This is a genomic window from Streptomyces sp. NBC_00310 (assembly GCF_036208085.1).
Taxonomy (GTDB): Bacteria; Actinomycetota; Actinomycetes; order Streptomycetales; family Streptomycetaceae; genus Streptomyces.
Window position 1 is genome coordinate 2,592,781 of record NZ_CP130714.1, and the last position, 21,420, is coordinate 2,614,200.

17 protein-coding genes are annotated in these 21,420 nt (G+C 71.4%); 4 read left to right on the plus strand and 13 right to left on the minus strand.

The genetic code is table 11. The features are described 5' to 3' along the window. Positions 1-11: 11 nt before the first annotated feature. The gene (locus OG202_RS11435; protein WP_328222670.1) at positions 12-845 is read left to right on the plus strand and encodes a nucleotidyltransferase domain-containing protein; all 834 of its coding nucleotides are present in this window, start codon (positions 12-14) and stop codon (positions 843-845) included. Here the strand turns inward: OG202_RS11435 and OG202_RS11440 are convergent. From OG202_RS11440 to OG202_RS11495, 12 genes are all read right to left on the minus strand, one after another. Next, positions 762-1,523 carry a nucleotidyltransferase domain-containing protein gene (locus OG202_RS11440; RefSeq protein WP_328222671.1) on the minus strand — a complete coding sequence of 254 codons (762 nt, stop codon included), beginning with the start codon at positions 1,521-1,523 and terminating at the stop codon, positions 762-764. The genes OG202_RS11435 and OG202_RS11440 overlap by 84 nt on opposite strands. A 3-nt stretch (positions 1,524-1,526) precedes the next feature. Beyond that, positions 1,527-2,549, minus strand: coding sequence for an ADP-ribosylglycohydrolase family protein (locus OG202_RS11445; protein ID WP_327730394.1), 1,023 nt, complete (start codon positions 2,547-2,549; stop codon positions 1,527-1,529). Beyond that, entirely contained in the window at positions 2,549-3,274 is a 726-nt protein-coding gene (locus OG202_RS11450) for an NUDIX hydrolase (RefSeq protein ID WP_326583816.1), read from the minus strand. Before OG202_RS11450 ends, OG202_RS11445 begins: the two co-directional genes overlap by 1 nt. Before the next feature lie 180 nt (positions 3,275-3,454). Beyond that, the gene (locus OG202_RS11455) at positions 3,455-4,576 is read right to left on the minus strand and encodes a pseudouridine synthase (RefSeq protein WP_327730393.1); all 1,122 of its coding nucleotides are present in this window, start codon (positions 4,574-4,576) and stop codon (positions 3,455-3,457) included. Beyond that, positions 4,576-5,232: an SMC-Scp complex subunit ScpB gene (scpB, locus tag OG202_RS11460; protein WP_328222673.1), complete on the minus strand. Its 657-nt coding sequence runs from the start codon at positions 5,230-5,232 to the stop codon at positions 4,576-4,578. The genes OG202_RS11455 and scpB overlap by 1 nt, the downstream gene beginning before the upstream one ends. Beyond that, positions 5,229-6,389, minus strand: a complete 1,161-nt coding sequence (locus OG202_RS11465) for a segregation and condensation protein A (protein ID WP_328222675.1) — start codon at positions 6,387-6,389, stop codon at positions 5,229-5,231. The genes scpB and OG202_RS11465 overlap by 4 nt, the downstream gene beginning before the upstream one ends. 18 nt (positions 6,390-6,407) lie before the next feature. Continuing rightward, entirely contained in the window at positions 6,408-6,980 is a 573-nt protein-coding gene (locus OG202_RS11470; protein WP_327730390.1) for a hypothetical protein, read from the minus strand. After that, positions 6,965-8,092, minus strand: coding sequence for a ParA family protein (locus OG202_RS11475; RefSeq protein WP_326583811.1), 1,128 nt, complete (start codon positions 8,090-8,092; stop codon positions 6,965-6,967). The genes OG202_RS11470 and OG202_RS11475 overlap by 16 nt, the downstream gene beginning before the upstream one ends. A gap of 446 nt (positions 8,093-8,538) precedes the next feature. After that, positions 8,539-9,663: an alanine dehydrogenase gene (gene ald / locus OG202_RS11480; protein ID WP_326583810.1), complete on the minus strand. Its 1,125-nt coding sequence runs from the start codon at positions 9,661-9,663 to the stop codon at positions 8,539-8,541. Positions 9,664-9,828: 165 nt separating this feature from the next. Beyond that, positions 9,829-11,919 carry a tetratricopeptide repeat protein gene (locus OG202_RS11485; protein ID WP_326583809.1) on the minus strand — a complete coding sequence of 697 codons (2,091 nt, stop codon included), beginning with the start codon at positions 11,917-11,919 and terminating at the stop codon, positions 9,829-9,831. 171 nt (positions 11,920-12,090) lie between these two features. Further along, on the minus strand, positions 12,091-12,717 hold the full coding sequence (locus OG202_RS11490) for an NUDIX hydrolase (protein WP_328222678.1): 627 nt from the start codon (positions 12,715-12,717) through the stop codon (positions 12,091-12,093). A gap of 97 nt (positions 12,718-12,814) precedes the next feature. Further along, entirely contained in the window at positions 12,815-14,473 is a 1,659-nt protein-coding gene (locus tag OG202_RS11495; protein WP_326585888.1) for a CTP synthase, read from the minus strand. Positions 14,474-15,049: 576 nt separating this feature from the next. Here OG202_RS11495 and OG202_RS11500 point away from each other — a divergent pair. The 3 genes from OG202_RS11500 to OG202_RS11510 all read left to right on the plus strand — a co-directional run bounded on the left by OG202_RS11500 (position 15,050) and on the right by OG202_RS11510 (position 20,131). Continuing rightward, positions 15,050-16,852: a glycoside hydrolase family 15 protein gene (locus OG202_RS11500; protein ID WP_326585887.1), complete on the plus strand. Its 1,803-nt coding sequence runs from the start codon at positions 15,050-15,052 to the stop codon at positions 16,850-16,852. Between the two features lie 222 nt (positions 16,853-17,074). Next, positions 17,075-18,457, plus strand: coding sequence for an FAD-binding oxidoreductase (locus OG202_RS11505; RefSeq protein WP_326583807.1), 1,383 nt, complete (start codon positions 17,075-17,077; stop codon positions 18,455-18,457). Positions 18,458-18,478: 21 nt separating this feature from the next. Continuing rightward, positions 18,479-20,131 (plus strand): PucR family transcriptional regulator, encoded by a 1,653-nt coding sequence (locus OG202_RS11510; RefSeq protein ID WP_328222679.1) that lies wholly within the window; start codon positions 18,479-18,481, stop codon positions 20,129-20,131. Positions 20,132-20,153: 22 nt separating this feature from the next. Here OG202_RS11510 and OG202_RS11515 read toward each other — a convergent pair whose 3' ends face one another. Continuing rightward, on the minus strand, positions 20,154-21,290 hold the full coding sequence (locus tag OG202_RS11515) for a glycosyltransferase family 4 protein (RefSeq protein WP_326583805.1): 1,137 nt from the start codon (positions 21,288-21,290) through the stop codon (positions 20,154-20,156). Positions 21,291-21,420: the final 130 nt, after the last annotated feature.

Here is a 21,420-nt window from a genome sequence, read left to right on the forward strand (position 1 = left end):
CGCTCCCGGGCATGCAGCCCCCGCACCCGCACACTCTGGTCCGCGACCACACGATCTACGCCTGTGTGATGGGGTCGCGGGCCTTCGGTCTCGCGACGGACGACAGCGACACGGACCGGCGGGGGGTCTTCCTGGCCCCCACCGAGCTGTTCTGGCGCTTCGAGAAGCCGCCGACGCACGTGGAGGGGCCGGCGGAGGAGCAGTTCGGCTGGGAACTGGAGCGCTTCTGCCATCTGGCCCTGCGCGCCAACCCCAACATCCTGGAGTGCCTGCACTCCCCCTTGGTGGAGCACGTCGACGCCACCGGCCGTGAACTGCTCGCCCTGCGCGGGGCGTTCCTGTCCCGGCAGGCCCACGAGACGTTCGCCCGGTACGCCCTCGGCCAGCGCAAGAAGCTCGACGCGGACGTCCGCACGCACGGCGCCCCCCGCTGGAAGCACGCCATGCATCTGCTCCGCCTCCTGATGAGCTGCCGGGACCTGCTGCGCACGGGCACGCTGATCGTCGACGTGGGCGACCAGCGCGAGCCCCTGCTGGCGGTGAAGCGCGGCGAAGTACCGTGGGCCCAGGTCGAGTCCTGGATGGCCCGGCTGGCCACAGAGGCCGAGGAGGCGGCGCACCGCAGCCCGCTGCCGCCGGAGCCGGACCGGGCCCGCGTCGAGGACTTCGTCGTCCGGACCCGGCGCGCGTCGGCCCTTCAGACCGTCTCAGCCCATCAAGCCGCCTCAGACCTTCAAACCGTCTCAGCCCATCAAGCCGCCTCAGGCCTTCAGGCCGTCCAGACGGACCCGGACGACGAAGTCGTGCAGGGCGTCGTACGCGGACGGGTTCTCCGGCAGCATTGACAGGGCCTGCTCCTTGTCCAGCACCCCCTGCAGCCGCTCCACGTCCTCCGCCACACGTTCCTGGTCGACCTCGGCCTTGCCGTGCTCCCGCGCCGCCTTCGCCGCGACGAGGTCCGGCAGATACGCGGGAGCCTCGTCGATCTCCGGGAGCAGGGTGGGCAGATGGGCCTGCACCGCGCCGCTGCGCATCAGGTGGATGCCGGTGAGCAGCACCCGGAACGTGTAGAGCAGCGGCTTGAGTTCACCGGTCTTCTCGAAGAGCCGCCACTGGGTGATGGCGAAGCCCCGGTAGTGGTGGGCGTGCTGGCGGGTGATAACACCGGGGGCGAGCGCGATCAGTTCGCGGTGCGCCTCGCTCGTGTGCACGACGAGCGGGGAGAGCAGCTGCTCCAGCACATAGCCGTTGCGGCGCAGCATGAGCCGGGCGAACTTGCGCAGGTCGTGCGTGACGAGGTCCATCTCGACACCGTCCCGGTCCCACATCTTCGACCGGGTCTCCTCCGGCTCGCCCAGCCCGACCAGTTCGGCCGTGGGCAGCAGATGCACACCACGCAGGTCGACGTCCGAGTCACGCGAGGGGAAGCCGTACAGATGCGCTCCGGAGACGGTCGCGAACAGCAGCAGGTCGGGCTGTTCGGCGACCACCGGGGCCAGGTCGATGTCGAGGGCGTCGGTCATCCCTCAAGCGTCCCAGAGGGCTCCCAGCGAGACGAGGTCGCCCTGGTACTCGATCCGGTCGGCCCACTCCGCGGGCCAGGCGTCCGGCCCGTGGTAGGCGCCCGCGAAGGCACCGGTGAGGCAGGCTATGGAGTCCGAGTCGCCCGAGGTGCAGGCGGCGCGGCGCAGCGCGGTGACGGGCTCGTCGACGAAGAGCAGGAAGCACAACAGCCCGGTGGCGAGGGCCTCCTCGGCGATCCAGCCCTCACCCGTGGCCAGGCAGGGGTCCGTCTCGGGCGACGGGAGCCGCAGGGCGTCCCGGACACGGTCCAGGGCCTCCAGGCATTCGTCCCAGCCCCGGGCGATGTACTGCTCGGGTGAGGGGTCATGGCTGTAGGTCCACAGGTCGCCGAGCCAGCGCGCGTGGTAGCGGGCGCGGTTCTCGAACGCGTAGGAGCGCAGCAGGCCGACCAGGCCCATCGGTTCGGTGCCCTGGGCGAGCAGCCTTATCGCGTGGGCGGTGAGGTCGGAGGCGGCCAGGGCGGTGGGGTGGCCGTGGGTGAGGGCGGCCTGCAACTGGGCGGCGCCCGCGCGCTGTTCGTCGCTGAGCGGGCCGATCAGGCCGAGGGGCGCGACCCGCATGTTGGCGCCGCAGCCCTTGGAGCCGATCTGGCTGGCGAACTGCCAGGGGTTGCGCTCGACCGCGAGAAGGTCACAGGCGACGAGGCAGGTGCGGCCGGGGGCGCGGTTGTTCTCCGGGGAACGGGACCAGTCCACGAACTCCTTGCGGACGGCCCGCTCCAGCGCCTCGGCGCCCAGCGACCCGCGGTCCATGGCCGCCCGCAGCCCGTGCGCCAGAGCCAGCGTCATCTGTGTGTCGTCGGTGACGATCGCGGGCCTCGGCAGCTCCATCTTCCGCCAGGGGCCGCACTTGGCGAGGATCGCGGGCACGTCGTTGAACTCCGTCGGGAAGCCGAGGGCGTCTCCGAGGGCGAGTCCGATCAGGGAGCCGGTGGCGGAGCGCTTCGTACGCAGCGTCATGGTCATCAGGGCCGTCCTTCCGTGGTGGGTCGCAACAGCGGCGGGTGCAGGGCGGTGGCCCCACCCGCGCGGTACAGCGCTGCGGGCTTGCCGCGACCGCCGGTCAGACGGGCGGCGCCGGGCACCTGTTCGACGAAGCCCGGCGTGGCCAGCACCTTGCGCCGGAAGTTGGGCCGGTCGAGCGGAGTGCCCCACACGGTCTCGTAGACCTGCTGCAACTCGCCGAGCGTGAACTCGGGCGGACAGAAGGAGGTGGCGAGACAGGTGTACTCGAGCTTGGCGCCGACGCGGTCGTGGGCGTCGGCGAGGATGCGGTCGTGGTCGAAGGCGAGCGGCCCGATGGCGTTGAACCGCAGCCACTGGGCCTGGGCCGCGTCACCGCCGCCGTGCGGGACGGGCAGGTCCGGGAACAGCGCGGCGAACGCGACGGTGACGACCCGCATCCGCGGATCCCTCCCCGGCTCGCTGTAGGTCCGCAGCTGTTCCAGGTGGAGGCCGGGCACGTCCGTGACACCGGTCTCCTCCGCGAGTTCGCGCCAGGCGGCCTCCTCCGCGGACTCGTCCGGCAGCACGAATCCGCCGGGCAGCGCCCAGCGCCCCGCGTACGGCTCATGCCCGCGCTCGACGAGCAGCACCTGCAGGGTGCCCGCGCGGACGGTGAAGACGGCCAGGTCGACGGTGACGGCGAAGGGTTCGTAGGCGTACTTGTCGTAGCCCTCGGGTGAGGCCATGCCCGTCGCCCCCTTTTTTATGGTCACCATGACTAATAGTCATAACGACCATAAACGCGCGAGCGCCGGGGCACAACCCTTTTACGGGGAAAGGAAGGCCAAGAACGCCGCCGGGAACGGCAAAGGGCCGGCCCCGAAGGCAAACCCGGGACCGGCCCCTGCTCGAACGCGACGGAGACCCTAGAGGTCGACCTCCTGCATCAGCATGCCGACCTCGGTGTTCGACAGGCGGCGCAGCCAGCCCGACTTCTGGTCTCCGAGGGTGATCGGCCCGAAGGCGACGCGCACCAGCTTGTCGACCGGGAAGCCGGCCTCCGCCAGCATCCGGCGCACGATGTGCTTGCGCCCCTCGTGCAGGGTCACCTCGACGAGGTAGTTCTTGCCGGTCTGCTCGACGACCCGGAAGTGGTCCGCGCGCGCGTACCCGTCCTCCAGCTGGATGCCGTCCTTGAGGCGCTTGCCCAGGTCGCGCGGGATCGGGCCCACGATGTGCGCGAGGTAGACCTTCTTCACGCCGTACTTGGGGTGGGTCAGCCGGTGCGCGAGCTCACCGTGGTTGGTGAGCAGGATGACGCCCTCGGTCTCGGTGTCGAGCCGTCCGACGTGGAAGAGCCGCGTCTCGCGGTTGGTCACGTAGTCGCCGAGGCACTGCCGGCCCTCGTTGTCCTCCATCGTGGACACGACACCGGCCGGCTTGTTCAACGAGAAGAACTGGTACGACTGCGTCGCGACCGTCAGCCCGTCGACCTTGACCTCGTCCTTCTCCGGGTCGACGCGCTTGCCCTGCTCCAGGACGATCTCGCCGTTGACCTCGACGCGCGCCTGCTCGATCAGCTCCTCGCAGGCCCGCCGGGAACCGTAGCCCGCGCGCGCGAGGATCTTCTGCAGCCGCTCGCCCTCCTGCTCGGCGCCCGGGAAGGTCTTGGGCGGCTTGACGTCCTTCTTGCCCGCGTACCGCTCCCGGTTGCGCTCCTCGGCCCGCGCGTCGTACTCACGCGAGGTCGCCGGGGCCCAGCGGCCGCGCCCACTGTTCGGGGACTGCTTGGGGCCGCCCTTGGCGCCGCCGCGGGCCGCGTTGCCACGCCCGGACTTCGGTCCTTCGTGGGTGGCGCCGGGGCCCACGTCGTAGCGGCGCTCCTCGGGACGGGGCTTGCCCTCGCGCTTCGGCCTGTCGTCGCGCCCTCCCCCGCCCTTCGGCTGGGAGCCGCTTCCACCGGTCCCGCGGGGGTTGCCGCCCCCACCGCTTCCCCGGGGGTTGCCGCGCCCGTTGTTCCTGCCACTGCCGCTGCCACTGCTTCGCATCAAAGTTCCGTCGTCGTCGTGTCGTCTGCATCTGCATCCGGTGCATCCGGATCGAACGACGGGACCCCTTCCAGCGTCTCGGCCTCGATCGCCTCCGCCTCCGGGAGGAAGGGCGCGAGCTCCGGGAGCTCGTCCAGGCCGCGCAGGCCCATCCGCTCCAGAAAGTAGTTCGTCGTCCTGTACAGGATCGCACCTGTTTCGGGTTCCGCGCCCGCCTCCTCTACCAGACCACGCTGGAGGAGGGTGCGCATGACCCCGTCGCAGTTGACTCCTCGTACGGCCGAGACCCTGCTCCGGCTCACCGGCTGCCGGTACGCGACCACGGCCAGCGTCTCCAGCGCGGCCTGGGTGAGCCGGGCCTGCTGCCCGTCGAGCACGAACCGCTCGACGGCGGCGGCGTACTCGGGCCGGGTGTAGTACCGCCACCCGCCGGCGATCAGCCGCAGCTCGAAGCCGCGCCCCTGCGCGGCGTACTCGTCGGCCAGTTCCCTGAGCGCCTTGGCGATCTGCCGCTTCGGCCGCTCCAGGATCTTGCTCAGGTTCTCCACCGTCGCGGGCTCGTCCACGACCATGAGGACGGCCTCCAGCGCGGGCTTGAGGTCGAGGTCGGCGACGGTACGCGGCCCCGTGGGCGTCTCGGTTCTCTCCTCGCTCACGCCTTCTCCTCCTTGGGCCGCTCCGGCGGCTCGGGCGGCCGGTCGAACTCGTCGGTGACCACGGGCTCCGTGTCCCCGTCCCCACCGGTCCAGCGCACGGTCAGATCCCCGAGCGCGGTCTCCTGGTCGAGGGTCACGGCCTTCTCGCGATAGAGCTCCAGCAGCGCGAGGAACCGGGCCACGACGGTCAGCGTGTCGTCGGTGTCCTCGACGAGCACCCGGAAGGACGCCTCCCCGAGCTCCCGCAGCCGCGCGACGACGATCTGGGCCTGCTCCTGCACGCTGACGAGGGGCGCGTGAATGTGATCGACGTAGACCTGGGGCTTCGGCTTCGGCTGCATCGCCTTCACCGCGAGCTTGGCGAACCCTTCCGCCCCGATGCTGATGACCACCTCGGGCAACAGTGCGGCATGCTGCGGCTCCAGCCCGACGGTCCGCGGATACCGCCGCGCCTCCTCGTCCAGCCGCCGGTTGAAGATCTCCGCGATCTGTTTGTACGCGCGGTACTGGAGCAGCCGGGCGAACAGCAGATCCCGAGCTTCGAGGAGGGCGAGGTCGCCCTCGTCCTCGACCTCGGCGGAGGGCAGCAGCCGCGCGGCCTTCAGATCCAGCAGCGTCGCGGCCACGACGAGGAACTCGGTCGTCTCGTCGAGGTCCCAGTCCGACCCCATCGCCCGGATGTGCGCCATGAACTCGTCGGTCACCTTGGACAGCGCGACCTCGGTGACGTCCAGCTTGTGCTTCGAGATCAGCTGGAGCAGCAGATCGAAGGGCCCCTCGAAGTTGGAGAGCCGGACTTTGAAAACCCCGTCGTCCGCGTCTTCGGCTTCGGCCTGCCCCGAGCCGTCCGGCACACCTTCGGCTTCGGCTTCGGCTTCGGCTTCGGCTTCGGCTTCGGCTTCGGCTTCGGCTTCGGCCGGAACGACAGCGGACGGCTCCTCGTCGCCCCCGCGGGCGTCATGGGCAGGCGTTCCGCAGGGCGGAACCGGTGGGCGCAACGCCCCACCGGCATCGACCGGAACACGCTCCTCAGCCGGAGACTCACCCTCGACCGACTCGACCGACTCGACCGGCGGAGCCGACGGCCCTCTCCCCAGCGCACGCCGACGACCGCCCGAACCGCCGGAGGCCGCCGCAGAGGAGTCATACGAGGTCATAACCCCCGCAGGCTACCTCTACCGCCCACGAAGCCGTCGTACGAGGATGCTCGCGTCCCCTCGGGACTCCAGATCCGCCAGCACCACGGCGACAGCCTCCCGCACGATCCGCCCACGGTCGACGGCCAGCCCGTGCTCCCCACGCAGTACCAGCCGCGCGTGTTCGAGGTCCATGAGTTCCTCGGCGGAGACGTACACGGTGATCTTCTCGTCGTGCCGCTCCCGCCCACTGGGCCGACGCCCGGAACCCCGCCCCCGCTTGCGCGGTGCGGCGGCAGAACCTTCCTGCGGCTTCGGCTGACGCCCGGCGGCGGCCCGCTCGGCCCCTGCCGCGGCGGAGCGACTGCGCGGCTGTTCGCCGTCGGACTCGGCGTCCGCGGCCACATGCTCGGACCCCTCGCCGTCACCGCCCTGCACGGGCACGGACGTCGGCGCGTCCTCCGCGCCGACGGCCCCGTCGCTGTCCCCCGCGGGAGCGGGCACACGGGCTTCTCCGTTCGGCCCCCGCCGGGGAGTGGACGGCTGCAGCGCCATTCCCCCTGTCGTACGGAAGAGTTCGTCGGCCCCCGGCAGACTCACTCGGCGTGACACCGGGCGAGCACCTCCCTGGCGAGCTGGCGGTAGGCGGCTGCGCCGACGGAGTTGGAGGCGTACGTGGTGATCGGCTCACCGGCGACCGTGGTCTCCGGGAAGCGGACCGTGCGCCCGATGACCGTGTGGTAGACGTGCTCGTCGAAGGCCTCGACGACCCGCGCGAGGACCTCACGGCTGTGCACGGTTCGCGAGTCGTACATCGTGGCGAGGATGCCGTCGAGCTCCAGGTCGGGGTTGAGCCGCTCCTGGACCTTCTCGATGGTCTCCGTCAGCAGCGCGACACCGCGCAGGGCGAAGAACTCGCACTCCAGCGGCACTATGACCTTGTGGGCGGCCGTCAGGGCGTTCACGGTGAGCAGACCCAGCGAGGGCTGACAGTCGATCACGATGTAGTCGTAGTCGGCCAGCAGCGGCTTGAGTGCCCGCTGCAGCGTGGACTCGCGCGCGACCTCGGAGACCAGCTGGACCTCGGCCGCCGACAGGTCGATGTTGCTCGGCAGCAGGTCCATGTTGGGGACCGCGGTCTTCAGCAGGACCTCGTCGGCCGACATGCCCCGCTCCATGAGCAGGTTGTAGACCGTGAGGTCGAGCTCCATCGGGTTCACGCCGAGGCCGACCGAGAGGGCGCCCTGCGGGTCGAAGTCGACGAGCAGGACCCGGCGGCCGTACTCCGCGAGCGCGGCACCCAGGTTGATGGTCGACGTCGTCTTGCCGACGCCGCCCTTCTGGTTGCACATCGCGATGATCTTCGCGGGGCCGTGGTCGGTCAGCGGGCCCGGGATCGGGAAGTACGGCAGCGGGCGACCGGTGGGACCGATGCGCTCACGGCGCTGGCGGGCCGCGTCGGGCGCGAGCGTGGCCGCGTACTCCGGATCGGGCTCGTACTCGGCGTCGGGGTCGTAGAAGTGCCCGTCGGGCAGCTCGTCGTAGTCGGCGAAGTGGTTGTGGACCCCGCCACTTCCGTCGCCGGCCATGGCGTTCACGTGTAGGCCATCCATGCTCTGGAGTGCTGTCGGAGTTGCCTGCGGACTCTGGTGGGCTGCGAAGGTGCGGACAGCGACGGAGCCGACAGCCGCGAACCCCGTGGGCCCCGAGACCGGCGCAGGCATTCCTGGTTGACCACCCCCGGGAGTAAATGTCGACTCATTCACAAGTCGTCTTACCTCCTTGGTGACCAGGAAACTTCTAGATAGGTCAGCGTGGCACCATGCCGACAGCTGGCGACTCTATGGCGTGTCGGCGGTCCGCAGCAACACAATCCGCCGGACCCGGCCCGATGTGTCGGCAATGAAACATGCGGCTGTCAAGGGCGTAGGGCCGTCGCACGGCAGGTTTCACCGGTGCGCGAAACATACGAACGGTTACGTTCGAGGCGAGTTGCGCGTGTGTCGCAAAGTGACCATACACACATCCGGCCGGACCTTGTCGGGCAAGATCCGGCCGGGAAGGTGCTGTTGACGACCTGTGTTGACGTATCGCCTTTTACCGAAAGGTGACTTAAAGCAGCCGGTCAGCAGCTGGCCGGCGGCCGGTCGGCGGCTTTCCCGACGGCTGGTCAGCCGAGCAGCGACGCCAGGTCGACGTGCTCCAGGCCGTGCGCCTCGGCGACCTCGCGGTAAACGACCCGGCCGTCATGGGTGTTGAGCCCCCTGGCCAGCGCCGGGTCGCGCCGCGACGCCTCGACCCAGCCGCGGTCGGCGAGTTCCACGATGTACGGCAGCGTCGCGTTGGTCAGCGCGTAGGTGGAGGTGTTGGGCACCGCGCCGGGCATGTTGGCGACGCAGTAGAAGACCGACTCGTGGACCGGGAAGGTCGGCTCGGCGTGGGTGGTGGGCCGGGAGTCCTCGAAGCAGCCGCCCTGATCGATCGCGATGTCGACAAGGACACTTCCCGGCTTCATCCGCGACACGAGCTCGTTGGTGACCAGCTTCGGGGCCTTGGCGCCCGGGATGAGGACGGCGCCGATGACGAGGTCGGCCTCCAGACACGCCTTCTCCAGCTCGAAGGCGTTGGAGACGACGGTCTGGATCTTCGTGCCGAAGACTTTGTCGGCTTCCTTGAGCTTGTTGATGTCCTTGTCGAGCAGGGTCACGTGGAAGCCCATGCCGATGGCGATCTGCGCGGCGTTCCAGCCCGACACGCCACCGCCGATGACGACGGCCCGGCCGGCCAGCACCCCCGGCACACCGCCGGGAAGCACACCGCGACCGCCGTTGGCCCGCATCAGGTGGTAGGCGCCGACCTGCGGAGCGAGCCGCCCCGCCACCTCGGACATCGGCGCGAGCAGCGGCAGGGCGCGGTTGGGCAGCTCGACGGTCTCGTACGCGATCGCGGTCGTGCCCGACTCGACGAGGGCGTCGGTGCACTCCTTGGAGGCGGCCAGATGGAGATAGGTGAAGAGCGTCTGGTCCTTGCGGAGGCGGTGGTACTCCTCGGCGATGGGCTCCTTGACCTTGAGCAGCAGGTCGGCGACGGCCCAGACCTCGTCGGCCGTGGCCAGGATCTCGGCGCCGGCGGCGATGTACTCCAGGTCCGGGATCGACGATCCGACACCGGCGCCCTGCTCGATGACGACCTGGTGGCCGTGGCGCACCAGCTCGTGCACGCCGGCGGGGGTGATGGCCACCCGGAACTCGTTGTTCTTGACCTCGCGGGGGATGCCGACCTTCACGTCGATCACGGTCCTTGGCTCGGAGGGTTGTGGGGCTCGCGCACACGGGCGGGACATGCCCCCACCATGCAGGGCATACCCGTACGCATCGGAGCGCACCGGGAGACACCGCAGGAGAACCGGCGGCGCAGCCAGTCTAATGAAGGCATCCCCGCTGTCTAGCCTTTCAATGCATCAATCTTTCGCGGATGCACTACGGATTTCGCAGGCGTTAGCCCCGTGTTCCGGCTCGATCTCATGGATTTCGGGGTCCGGGGCACCGTCGCGCAGCAGCCGCTCGGCGGCCGCCCGGTGCAGCCGCGCCGCCGCCGGGTCGCCGAGCCGCTCCAGGGTGTCGGCGATCCGGAGCTGGATCGCGGCCTGCAGCCGGGTGTCGTCGGCACGCCGGGCCCACTCGGCCGCTTCCTGACAGGTCCGCAGCGCCTCCTCGGGCCGTCCCGCGTACTCCTGGACCCGCGCCATCTCGCTCAACGCCCTTGCCTGGCCGCCCACATCGCCGAGACGGCGATGGCCGGTGAGCGCCGAGCTCCAGTTGCGCAGCGCCTCGCCGTAGCGGCCCGCGTAGGTGTGCGCGGCGGCGATCCGGCCGTACAGCCGGACGGCGTCCTCGCGCTCGTCCCGGGCGAGCCGCTGGGCGAGCGCCCTGCCGTACCAGTCGGCGGCCCGTTCGTAGTCCTCCAGCTCCTGGTGGGCGCCGCCTACGGATTCCATCGCGCGGCCGGTCGCGTACGGGTCGTTCGCCCGCCGTCCGGCGTCGAGCGCGGCCCGGTAGCGGGCCAGCGCCGCCTTCGTACGGCCGGTCCGGGCGTCCAGGTCGCCGAGGTTCAGCAGGGCCGCCGCCTGCTCGCGGGGCAGGTCGCGGCGCTCGGCGACATCGAGGACGAGTCCGTGGACGTCGTACAGGTCGGGGGCCGCGGCCTGGGTGCCGAAGTGCGCCACCATGGCCCGGACCAGCTGGGACATCAGCCGTCGGGCGAGGGTGTCCAGCTCCCCGTCGGCGACCGCGTGCCGGACCGCGGCCAGCAGCGCGGGCCGACGCACGCGCAGCCACTCCTCGGCGGCCCGGGGGGTCGGGAACCGCAGCGCCTTGGGCATCGCCAGGAGTTTCTCGCGGGCCGTCGGGCTGTCGGTCTCGGTGATGGCCCGGCAGGACTGCAGCAGCCGTACCGACCGCTCCAGCATCCGCGCCCGGGCCAGCTGCAGCTCACCCGGCCGCTCCTGGCTCTCGGCGAGGGACCACAGCAGCGGCTGGAGGCAGCCGGGGACCTCGTACTGCGGCAGCGGCGACTCGACCTCGTGCAGGAACCCCAGGGCCACGAGGTCGTCCAGCGTGGTGCGGGCCGAGCCGACCGAGCAGCCGGCGAGCCCGGAGGCGATGTGCGGGTCGACCAGACCCGCCGGGGCGAGCGCGAGGAGGCGCAGCATCCGGGCGGCGCCGGTCGGCAGCGAGGCATGGGACAGCTTGAAGACCCGGGCGAGCGGCGGGCTGTCGTCGTCCTCGGCACGCAGCTGTTTGGCCAGGTCGGAGACGGCGACGGCGGGCCGGGCGGCCAGCCAGCCCCCGGCGAGCCGCAGCGCGGCGGGCTGGGCCCCGCACACCTCGGCGAGCCCTTCCGCCGAGCGCGGGTCCACGGTGATGCGCACCGAGCCGCTGAAGCGTTCCAGCAGCTCCACGGCGGACTTGGTGTCCAGTCCGCCCAGGGTGCACGGGCGGACGTCGGAGATGCCCGTCAGCGGCCCCTCGGAAACTGCCACGACGAGGGAGTCGGGGGTGTCCGGCAACAGTGCGTCGACCTGCTCGGCATCGGCCGCGTCGTCCAGCAGGAGGACCACCCGGCGGTCGGCCAGCGCCTCGCGCAACGCCTCACTGAGGTCGTCCTCGTCGGCCCCCGCCGGCGCCGGCAGCCCCAGCTCCCCGAGCAGTTCCCGTGCCGCGCGTTCGGCCGGCACCCGGGTGCCGTCGGGCTCGGTGAGCCGGGTCCGCAGCACACCATCGGGGTAACCGTCGGTAACCTGCCGGACGAGTTCCTCGGCGAGCGCGGTACGGCCGAAGCCGGGCCGGCCCGCGATGAGCAGCACGCGCGCGTGGGGCGCCTTGCGGCCCGCGAGGGTGTTGAGCCCGGCCCGGCCGATGTCGGCCCGCAGTTCCTTCAACTCTCTTGTCCGGCCGAGGAACTGACTGTCCGTGGGGGCGGCCTCGACAGCCGGGGGCCGCCCTGTTCCGGACACCCGGGCACCCCCGAGGTCCACCGCCTGATCCGCCACGGGCCACACTCCCGTCCCACCGCACGAGCAAGCCCGCCGGGACTCCGGTTCGGGCGTTTCCCGAGCCTAGTTCACGCTCTGCGACGATCTGGGCGGAGCACGGCGGGCAGGTCGCTCGATCGGATCAAACGATCGTAGGACTGGTGGTGTGAGGCTGCCGTGAGGAGGGCGTCAGGACTCGAACGGCCGCGCAGGCCACGGTGCCTCGGCCGGACGCAGCGCGTCCACGCCGTCCCCGCTCCTCGCCGCCACCAGCGAAAGCACCCCCACCACCAGGCAGTTGTTGTGCAGCTCCCCGGCGAGAACCCCTCGTACCAGCTCGTCCAGAGACACCCGGGCCACCTCCATGTCGGCCTCCTCGTCCTCCACCACGAACCGCTGCCCGTCGGCCTCGGAGAGGTTCTGAGCCAGGAAGATCCGCACGGCCTCGTCGCAGCCACCGGGCGTGGTGTAGACGTCGGTCAGCACCCGCCAGTCCTCCGCCTTGACGTGCGCCTCCTCGTACAGCTCGCGCTGGGCGGCGTGCAGCGGGTTCTCCCCCGGCACGTCGAGCAGGCCCGCCGGGATCTCCCACAGCTTCTCGCGGACGGGGTGGCGGTACTGCCGGATGACCAGGACCCGGTCCTGGTCGTCCACGGCGAGGACGGCGACCGAGCCGGGGTGCACCTGGTAGTCGCGGCGGACGACCGACCCGTCGGGCATCACCACGTCGTCCGTGCGCACGGAGGTCTTCTTGCCGACGAACGGCGTCTCACTCGCCCGGACCTCCCACTCCTCGGCGGTGTCCTTGATCGTCATGTCGACTCGTCCTCCCACACGTGCAACAAAGAAACCGGGGCACACATCCCGAAAGACGCGCACCCCGGTCACCGTACAGCTCTCGTGTCGCTCGGTTTTACTTACCGGTCTTGCGCTCCACCGCGGCCTTCACCAGCCCCGCGAACAGCGGGTGCGGCCGGGTCGGCCGGGAGCGCAGCTCGGGGTGCGCCTGGGTCGCGACCAGGTACGGGTGGACCTCACGGGGGTACTCGACGTACTCGACGAGCTTGCCGTCGGGCGAGGTACCCGTGAACTGCAGACCGGCCTTCTTCTCCAGTTCCCCGCGGTAGGCGTTGTTCACCTCGTAGCGGTGGCGGTGGCGCTCCTCGACGTACTCCTTGCCGTCGTACACCTCGCGCACGATCGAACCCTCGGCGAGCTTCGCCGGGTACATGCCCAGCCGCATCGTGCCGCCCATGTCGCCCTCACCGGCGACGATGTCGAGCTGCTCGGCCATGGTGGAGATGACCGGGTGGGCGGTCGCGGAGTCGAACTCGGTGGAGTTGGCGTCGGGGATGTCGGCCAGGTTCCGCGCGGCCTCGATCACGATGCACTGCAGGCCGAGGCAGAGGCCGAGCAGCGGGATCTTGTTCTCGCGGGCGTACCGGATGGCGCCGACCTTGCCGGAGACGCCCCGGTCGCCGAAGCCGCCGGGGATGCAGATGGCGTCGACGTCGGCGAGCTGGGCCGCGGCGCCGGCCGGGGTCCTGCAGTCGTCCGAGGTGACCCACTTGATCTTCACGCGGGCCTTGTTGGCGAAGCCGCCCGCGCGCAGGGCCTCGGTGACCGACAGATAGGCGTCGGGCAGGTCGATGTACTTGCCGACGAGCGCCAGGTTGATCTCGTGGAGCGGGTTGTGGACGCGGTCGAGCAGGTCGTCCCAGGTCGTCCAGTCCACGTCGCGGAACGGCAGGTCCAGCTTGCGGACGACATAGGCGTCCAGGCCCTCGCCGTGCACGGTCTTCGGGATGTCGTAGATCGAGCGGGCGTCGGGACAGGCGACCACGGCGGCCTCGTCGACGTCGCACATCAGGGAGATCTTGCGCTTGATCGCGGCGGGCACCTCGCGGTCACAGCGCAGCACGATCGCATCTGGCTGAATACCGATGTTGCGCAGAGCCGCAACCGAGTGCTGGGTCGGCTTCGTCTTCAGCTCTCCCGACGGCCCGATGTACGGCAGGAGCGAGATGTGGACGACGAAGACGTTGTCGCGGCCGACCTCGTGACGGACCTGGCGGACGGTCTCCAGGAACGGCAGCGACTCGATGTCGCCGACCGTGCCGCCGACCTCCGTGATGACGACGTCGACCTCGTCGGAGGCCATGCGCCGGATGCGGTGCTTGATCTCGTTGGTGATGTGCGGGATGACCTGCACGGTGTCGCCCAGGTACTCGCCGCGCCGCTCCTTGGCGATGACCGTGTTGTAGACCTGGCCGGTGGTGACGTTGGCCGAGCCGTCCAGGTCGCGGTCGAGGAAGCGCTCGTAGTGGCCGATGTCCAGGTCGGTCTCGGCGCCGTCGTTGGTGACGAACACCTCACCGTGCTGGAAGGGGTTCATCGTGCCGGGGTCGACGTTCAGGTAGGGGTCGAGCTTCTGCATCACGACGCGCAGGCCACGGGCCTTGAGCAGCATGCCGAGGCTGGAGGCGGTCAGACCCTTGCCGAGCGAGGAGGCGACACCCCCGGTGACGAAGATGTGCTTGGTCGTCGTGTTTCGAAAAGCAGCGGGCGGCATGGCCAAGAGGGGGCTCCCGTGGTCGCGGTTCGGTGTGCGGGTCGGCCGCCGCCCGATCTCATCCGTCGGGGGTGCCTTCGCTGCGGTTCGGGGGTCCCTCTTGCGAATTTTCGACGTGGGGCGCCCACCGGTCCACGGGCTACCAGGGTATCAGCGACAGGACACGATCGCTTCCGGCCACGCTCCGCGCACGGGCCGACACGGAGCTCGTACGACAGTCGGCGAATCTCGGTCGGCCTTCACCCTTGGCTCACCCGTTCGGCCCACTCGCGTTGCCTGGAGCGGCACGCGGAGCCCTCCGGTGCGTCGTATCCTCTTCGGACACTCGCTGCCGAGCGCGGCCGGCGCGACGGCACCACCCCCGCCCGTCTCCGGCAATCACAAGAGCTTGTCAGTCCGTTGAGCAACGATCGCCTCATTTGCGTTGAGGATCGTTGAGCGACATCGCATGACACCGTCCCTTGGATCACTCTGGAAACATGGTTCCTTTGTCGTTCCCTTGGGTCCCTTGACCGCACACCGCACAGCGACCGCCCCTCGGGGGGCGACGACGTGGCCGTTCGACTGGAGTTGCACGTGGCCGGGCGCATCGAAGACTACGCACTCATCGGAGACATGCAGACCGCAGCGCTGGTCTGCCGGGACGGCACGGTCGATTGGCTGTGCCTGCCCCGCTTCGACTCCCACGCCGTCTTCGCGGGACTGCTCGGCACCGAGGAACACGGGTTCTGGAGACTGGGCCCCGCGCACGCGGCGGACGCCGAGCCGCCGACGGCCTCCCGCCGCCGGTACCGCGGCGACTCGCTGATCCTGGAATCCGAGTGGGACACCTCACGCGGCACGGTCCGTGTGACGGACTTCATGCCGCCCCGTGACGGTGCCCCTCAGCTGATCCGGATCGTGGAGGGCGTCAGCGGCCGGGTGCCGATGCGCTCGGCGCTGCGCATGCGGTTCTCGTACGGCCGTGTGGTGCCCTGGGTACACAAGCACGAGGGGCGCACGGTGGCCGTCGCCGGGCCGGACTCGGTGTGGTTCGACACCGAGTGCGAGACGTACGGCAAGGCGCTGACCACGTACGCCGACTTCACGGTGACGCCGGGCGACCGGATCGCGTTCACGATCTCCTGGGAGCCCTCGCACAAGCAGCCCCCGCCGCTGCCGGAGCCCGAGCCGTCGCTGCAGGCCACCGAGGAGTTCTGGCACGACTGGGTGGAGCAGTGCACGTACCACGGCCCGTACCGCGAGGCCGTGATCCGCTCGCTGATCACCCTCAAGGCCCTGACGTACGCCCCGACCGGCGGCATCGTGGCCGCGCCGACCACGTCGCTCCCGGAGCACATCGGCGGCGTCCGCAACTGGGACTACCGCTACACCTGGCTGCGCGACGCGGCCATCACCCTCTCCTCGCTGCTGCGCACGGGCTACCGCGACGAGGCCCGCGCCTGGCGCGAGTGGCTGCTCAGGGCCGTCGCCGGCGACCCGGAGAACCTGCAGATCATGTACGGCATCGCCGGTGAGCGGGAGCTGGGCGAGGCCGAGCTGGAGTGGCTGCCCGGGTACGAGAACTCGGGCCCGGTCCGGGTCGGCAACGGCGCCGCGCACCAGCTCCAGCTGGATGTCTACGGCGAGGTCACCGAGGCCCTGCACCTGGCCCACATGACGGGCCTGGCCCGCAACGACTACGCCTCCCTCCTGCAGCTGAAGCTGATCCGCTACCTGGAGGACCACTGGGACGAGCCGGACGAGGGCATCTGGGAGGTGCGCGGTCCGCGCCGCCACTTCGTGCACTCCAAGGTCATGGCCTGGGTCGCCGTGGACCGCACGATCAAGCTCATCGAGTCCGGCGACGCGGACGGCCCGCTGGAGAAGTGGCGCGAGCTGCGCGACGACATCCACCGGGACGTGTGTGAGAAGGGTTACGACAAGGAGCGCAACACCTTCACGCAGTCGTACGGCTCGAAGGAGCTGGACGCCTCGCTGCTGCTGATCCCGCAGATGGGCTTCCTGCCGCCGGACGACAAGCGGGTCATCGGCACCATCGAGGCGATCCAGCGCGAGCTGTCGACCCCGGACGGCTTCATCCTGCGCTACCCGACCTCCGGCGAGGACGAGGGCGTGGACGGCCTGCCGGGCGACGAGGGCGCGTTCCTCGCCTGCTCGTTCTGGATGGCCGACGACCTGGCGATGATCGGCCGGGTGGACGAGGCCCGCAAGCTCTTCGAGAAGCTGCTCTCCCTCCGCAACGACCTGGGACTCCTCGCCGAGGAGTGGGACCCGGTGCTGAAGCGCCAGGTCGGCAACTTCCCGCAGGCGTTCAGTCACGTGCCCCTCATCGACACGGCCCTGCGGCTGACCGCCTCGGGGGCGTACGGCGGCTGAGCGCGCCCCCGAATCCGCCGCGCACGGCGGCGGATCGGGGCGTGGGCGGGCGCGCGCGGCAAGCGCTTGCGCCTGCCGATACGGATGCTCGCGCCCCCGGGCGCGGGTGTTCGCGCCCCCGGGCGCGGGTGCTGACGCCCTTCCTCGCGAACAGGACCGATCCACCGCCGCCGCCTAGCCTGGAAGTAGTCCTGTCCCCTGGCCGAAAGGGGGCGGCTCGCCATGGCTCCCCTCTCGAAGGCGCACGCGGCCCTCGCCGCGCTGCGCGAGGATCTGACCGGTGACGTGTTCGCACCGGGGGATCCGGGCTACGACGACGCCCGTACGGTCTTCAACGCCATGATCGACCGGCGCCCGGCCGTGATCGCACAGTGCGCGGACGAGACCGATGTCGTCCGTTCGGTGCGCTTCGCCCGCGACCTCGACCTGCCGATCGCGGTGCGCGGCGGCGGCCACAGCGTGGCCGGAATGGCACTGAACGACAACGGCCTCGTCATCGACCTGCGCCGGATGCACGGCGTCACGGTCCATCCCGGGTCCAAGAGCGTCCGGGTCGAGGGCGGCGCCACCATGAGCCATCTCGACCGCGCCACCGAGCCCCACCGGCTCGCGACCACCGGCGGCCGGGCGTCGACCACGGGCGTGGGCGGCTTCGTCCTCGGCGGCGGCAGCGGCTGGCTGGACCGCACCTTCGGCCTCGCCGTCGACAATCTGCTCGGCGTCGAACTGGTGACCGCCGACGGCCACCTGGTCCGGGCGAGCGCCGAGGAGAACCCGGACCTGTTCTGGGCGCTGCACGGCGGCGGCGGGAACTTCGGTGTCGCCACCGCCCTCACCCTCCGCCTGCACGAGCTGCCCGCGTTCGCCATCGCCCTGCTGCTCTACCTTCCGGAACACGGCCCCGACGTGATCCGCGTGTACCGCGAGGTCATCGAGACCGGCCCGCCGGAGGCGAGCGGCGGTGTCCTCTATCTCACCGGCCCGCCCGAGGAGTTCGTCCCCGAGCATCTGGTGGGCAGACTCGTGTGCGCCGTCCTCCTGACGTACGCGGGCACCGAGGACGACATGCGCAAGATCGCCCAGCCGCTGTTGGCGATGCCGCACGAGGCCGAGGTGGTCGGCGCGATGCCGTACGCGGACGTGCAGTGCATGATCGACGATCCGCCGGGCATGCGGAACTACTGGTCGGCGGAGTACCTGACCGGTCTGCCGGACGAGTTGGTGGACGTCCTGGGCACCCGTGCCTGGACGATGCCCGTGCCGACCGGCACCCAGCACGTGCTCTTCCCGCTGGGCGGCGCGATCACCGAGGGCCCCGACCAGTACCCGGTGCCGTACCGGGACTCCCCCTGGGTCGTGCACCCCTTCGGTGTCTGGGAGGACCCCGCGGACGACGAGCGGTGCGTCCGGTGGGTACGCGACGTCCGCGCCGACGTACGGCCGTGGAGCACCGGCGCGGTCTACCTGAACTTCGTCGGCGACGAGGGCGCCGACCGGGTGGTGGCCGGCCTCGGTGTCGACAACTACCGGCGGCTGACCGCGATGAAGACCCGGTACGACCCCGACAACGTCTTCCGCTACAACCACAACATCCCGCCGGCCTGACGACCCGGTACCGTCCGCTCCATGGACACCCGTGACAGCCGCGAACCAGGTGACGGCCGTGAGGCGCAGGGCGGCATCACCGTGCGGCGGGCGCTGGAGCTGCCGGGGCTGCGGGGCGGGCTGCCGGAGGTCCTGGCCGGCGCCGACCGGCTGCACCGGACCGTGCGCTGGGTGCACGCGGGCGAGGTCCCGAACATCGCCTCGCTCCTCAAGGGCGGCGAACTGCTGCTGACCACCGGGTACGGGCTCGGCACCCGCCCCGCCGACCAGCGCGCGTTCGTCCGGACCCTCGCCGAGCGTGGCATCTCGGCCCTCGTGATCGAACTGGGCCCGCGCTTCACCCGGCTTCCGTCAGCCCTCGTCGAGACGGCGCGCTCGGCCGGTTTCCCCCTCGTCCAACTGCACCGCGAGGTGGCCTTCGTGACCGTCACCGAGGAGATCCACACCGAGATCGTCAACGGCCACTACGCGCTCCTCCAGCAGGCCGAGGAGGTCCACCGGCGCTGCACCGAGGCCCTGCTCGGCGGCGGCGGGGTCCCCCAGGTCCTCGGCATCCTGGCCGACTTCAGCGGCAACCCGGTCTTCCTGGAGACCGCCGACGGACAGCTCCTGTACGCCGCCGGGAGCGGCCCGGCGGCCACCGATCCGCTCCAGGTGTGGGAGGGGCTGCGCGACCGGCACCAGGACGAGCCGCTGGCCGGGACGGCCATCGTCGACGTACCGGGCGGCGGTCCGGGCACCGGTGCGGTACGGGCCCGTCTGGTCCTGCTCCCCGTCGTCGCCCCCTTGGCTCCCGTGCACCGGATGGCAGCCGAGCGCGCGGCGGGCGTCCTCGCCGTCGTCCTGATGCAGGCCCGGCAGGAGGAGGAGCTGGCGGCGCGCGGACGCGGCGACTTCCTCACCGACCTCGCCGAGGGCCGCGTCCGGGCCGAGGACGCCCCCGCGCAGGCCCGCGTCCTCGGCTTCAAGCCGGGCGGCGGCCCCCTGCTCCCCGTGGTGATGGGGCTCGCCGAAGGCCTGTCCCCCGAGGGGGGAGGCTGGGCCGTGCTCGCCCGCGCGGTGGCCGAGGAGCTGGCTTCCGTGGGCGTGCCCATCCTGCTCGGCGTACGCCCCGTCGAGGGCCGCGTCCCGTTGCTGCTGGGCCTGCGCGCGGAGTCGGAGCGCCCGGCGGTGGCCGACAAGGTCGCGGCGGCGCTGCGGGCCGGCGCGGAGCGTGCCGGGATGCGGCGGCCGGGTGGTCGGCCGCCCGTGGTGGTCGTGGGCGCGCCCGGCGGGTGGGCGGCCGCCTCGGCGGGCCTGAGACACGCCGCTGAGGCGGCGACGGCCGCGCAGGGCCTGGCCGACCGCCCCTGGTACGACGCCCGGCGTCTCGACATCGACCTGCTGCTGTGGCGGCTGCGCGACCACCCCGATCTGGCCGCCTTCGTGGACCGCGCGATCGGTCCCCTCCGTGACCACGACGACCGCGCCAAGCCCCCGCTGCTGCCCACGCTGGAGACCTATCTGGCCCACGCCGGCCGCAAGGCGGAGACCGCCCGCGAACTGCATCTCAATCGCCAGACCCTCTACAACCGCCTCGCCCGCATCGGCGAACTGCTCGGCACCGACCTGGACGACCCCCAGGCGGTCCTGGCCCTGAGCCTGGCACTCCGGGCCCGCAGACACGTCGTCTGAGGCCGGGCCGCCGCAGGACCCGTCAGGTGAGAGGCCTCAACCGCGTCAACTCGTCGTAGACGCTGAGCACCTGGGCCACCGTCTCGTCCTCGGTCGGCCAGGTGGCGGCCTGCCGGGTGCCCCGTTCCCTCAGCGCCTCACGGAGGGCGGGGTCGTCGAGGAGGCGTACGACGGCCATGGCGAGCGCCTCGGCGTCGCCGTACGGGACGAGTTCGGCGCCGTCGCCCACCAGGTCGGGCAACGAACCGACGGCGGCCGCGACGAGCGGCACACGCGCGTGGAGCGCCCCCTGGGCGAGGACCGAGCGGGCCTCCGGGCCGCCGGGCAGCAGCGCGAGATCGGCGGCCGCGATCAGCTCGGAGACGTCGTCGCGCCGCCCGACGAGCCGGACGGGCAGTTCCTCGTCCTCGATGCGCCGCTGGAGTACGCCCCGCAGCGGCCCCTCGCCCGCGACGACGAGCAGCGGCGCCGGGTCGAGGCCGCGCCACGACCGGGCGGCGTCGAGCAGCGTGTCGTACCCCCGGTGGCGGTCGAGCGTGCCGACCGTCATCAGCAACGGGCGTGCCGTGGCGCCGAGTTCGGCCCGGACCTTGGAAGCGGGCCGGTCCGGGTCGGCTCCGGGGTCGGCCCGGCGCGGCACGGGCAGCGCGACGGCGGCGAGCCGGGCGTCGCGCGCGCCCCGGCGGCGGGCCCGGTCGACCAGGTCGGAGGAGCTGCCGAGGACCACGGCGGCGGCCTTGGCGACCCTCCGCTCCAGCAGCCGCAGCAGATGCGCCCGCGCCCCCTCCGCGTACGAACGTGTGTGCCAGGTGACGACGAGGGGGGTGGTGCGCCGGCCGAGCGCGAGGGTGGCGCGGAAGCCGGCGTGCAGTCCGTGCGCGTGCACCAGGTCGGCGTCCGCGCAGGCGCTGCGCAGGCTGGCCACCGAGGCCGGGTCGCTGCTGCGGGGCACGTGGACGTGGTGGGCGCCGACGCCGGTGAAGTCGTACACCCCGTCGGTCTCGCCGGGGGCGCACACGGTGACCCGCACGCCCCGGGCGACCAGACCCGAGGCCAGCGACCGCACATGCGCGCTGCTCACCGCGCTGCCGCCGCCGAGCACTTGTACGGTCCGCAGCGGCGACTGGCCGGGGGGTGAGTGGCTGCTCACGTGGCTCACGTGGCCGAGGCTCCTGGTTCGGGGTCGGACGGTCACGAAGAAACGTGCAGAAGGATCCCGCGGCGGGGGTGGACCACCCGAAGCGCTACCGCGCGATCCACGCGGCACATCCTGCTACGTCGTTTCCTGT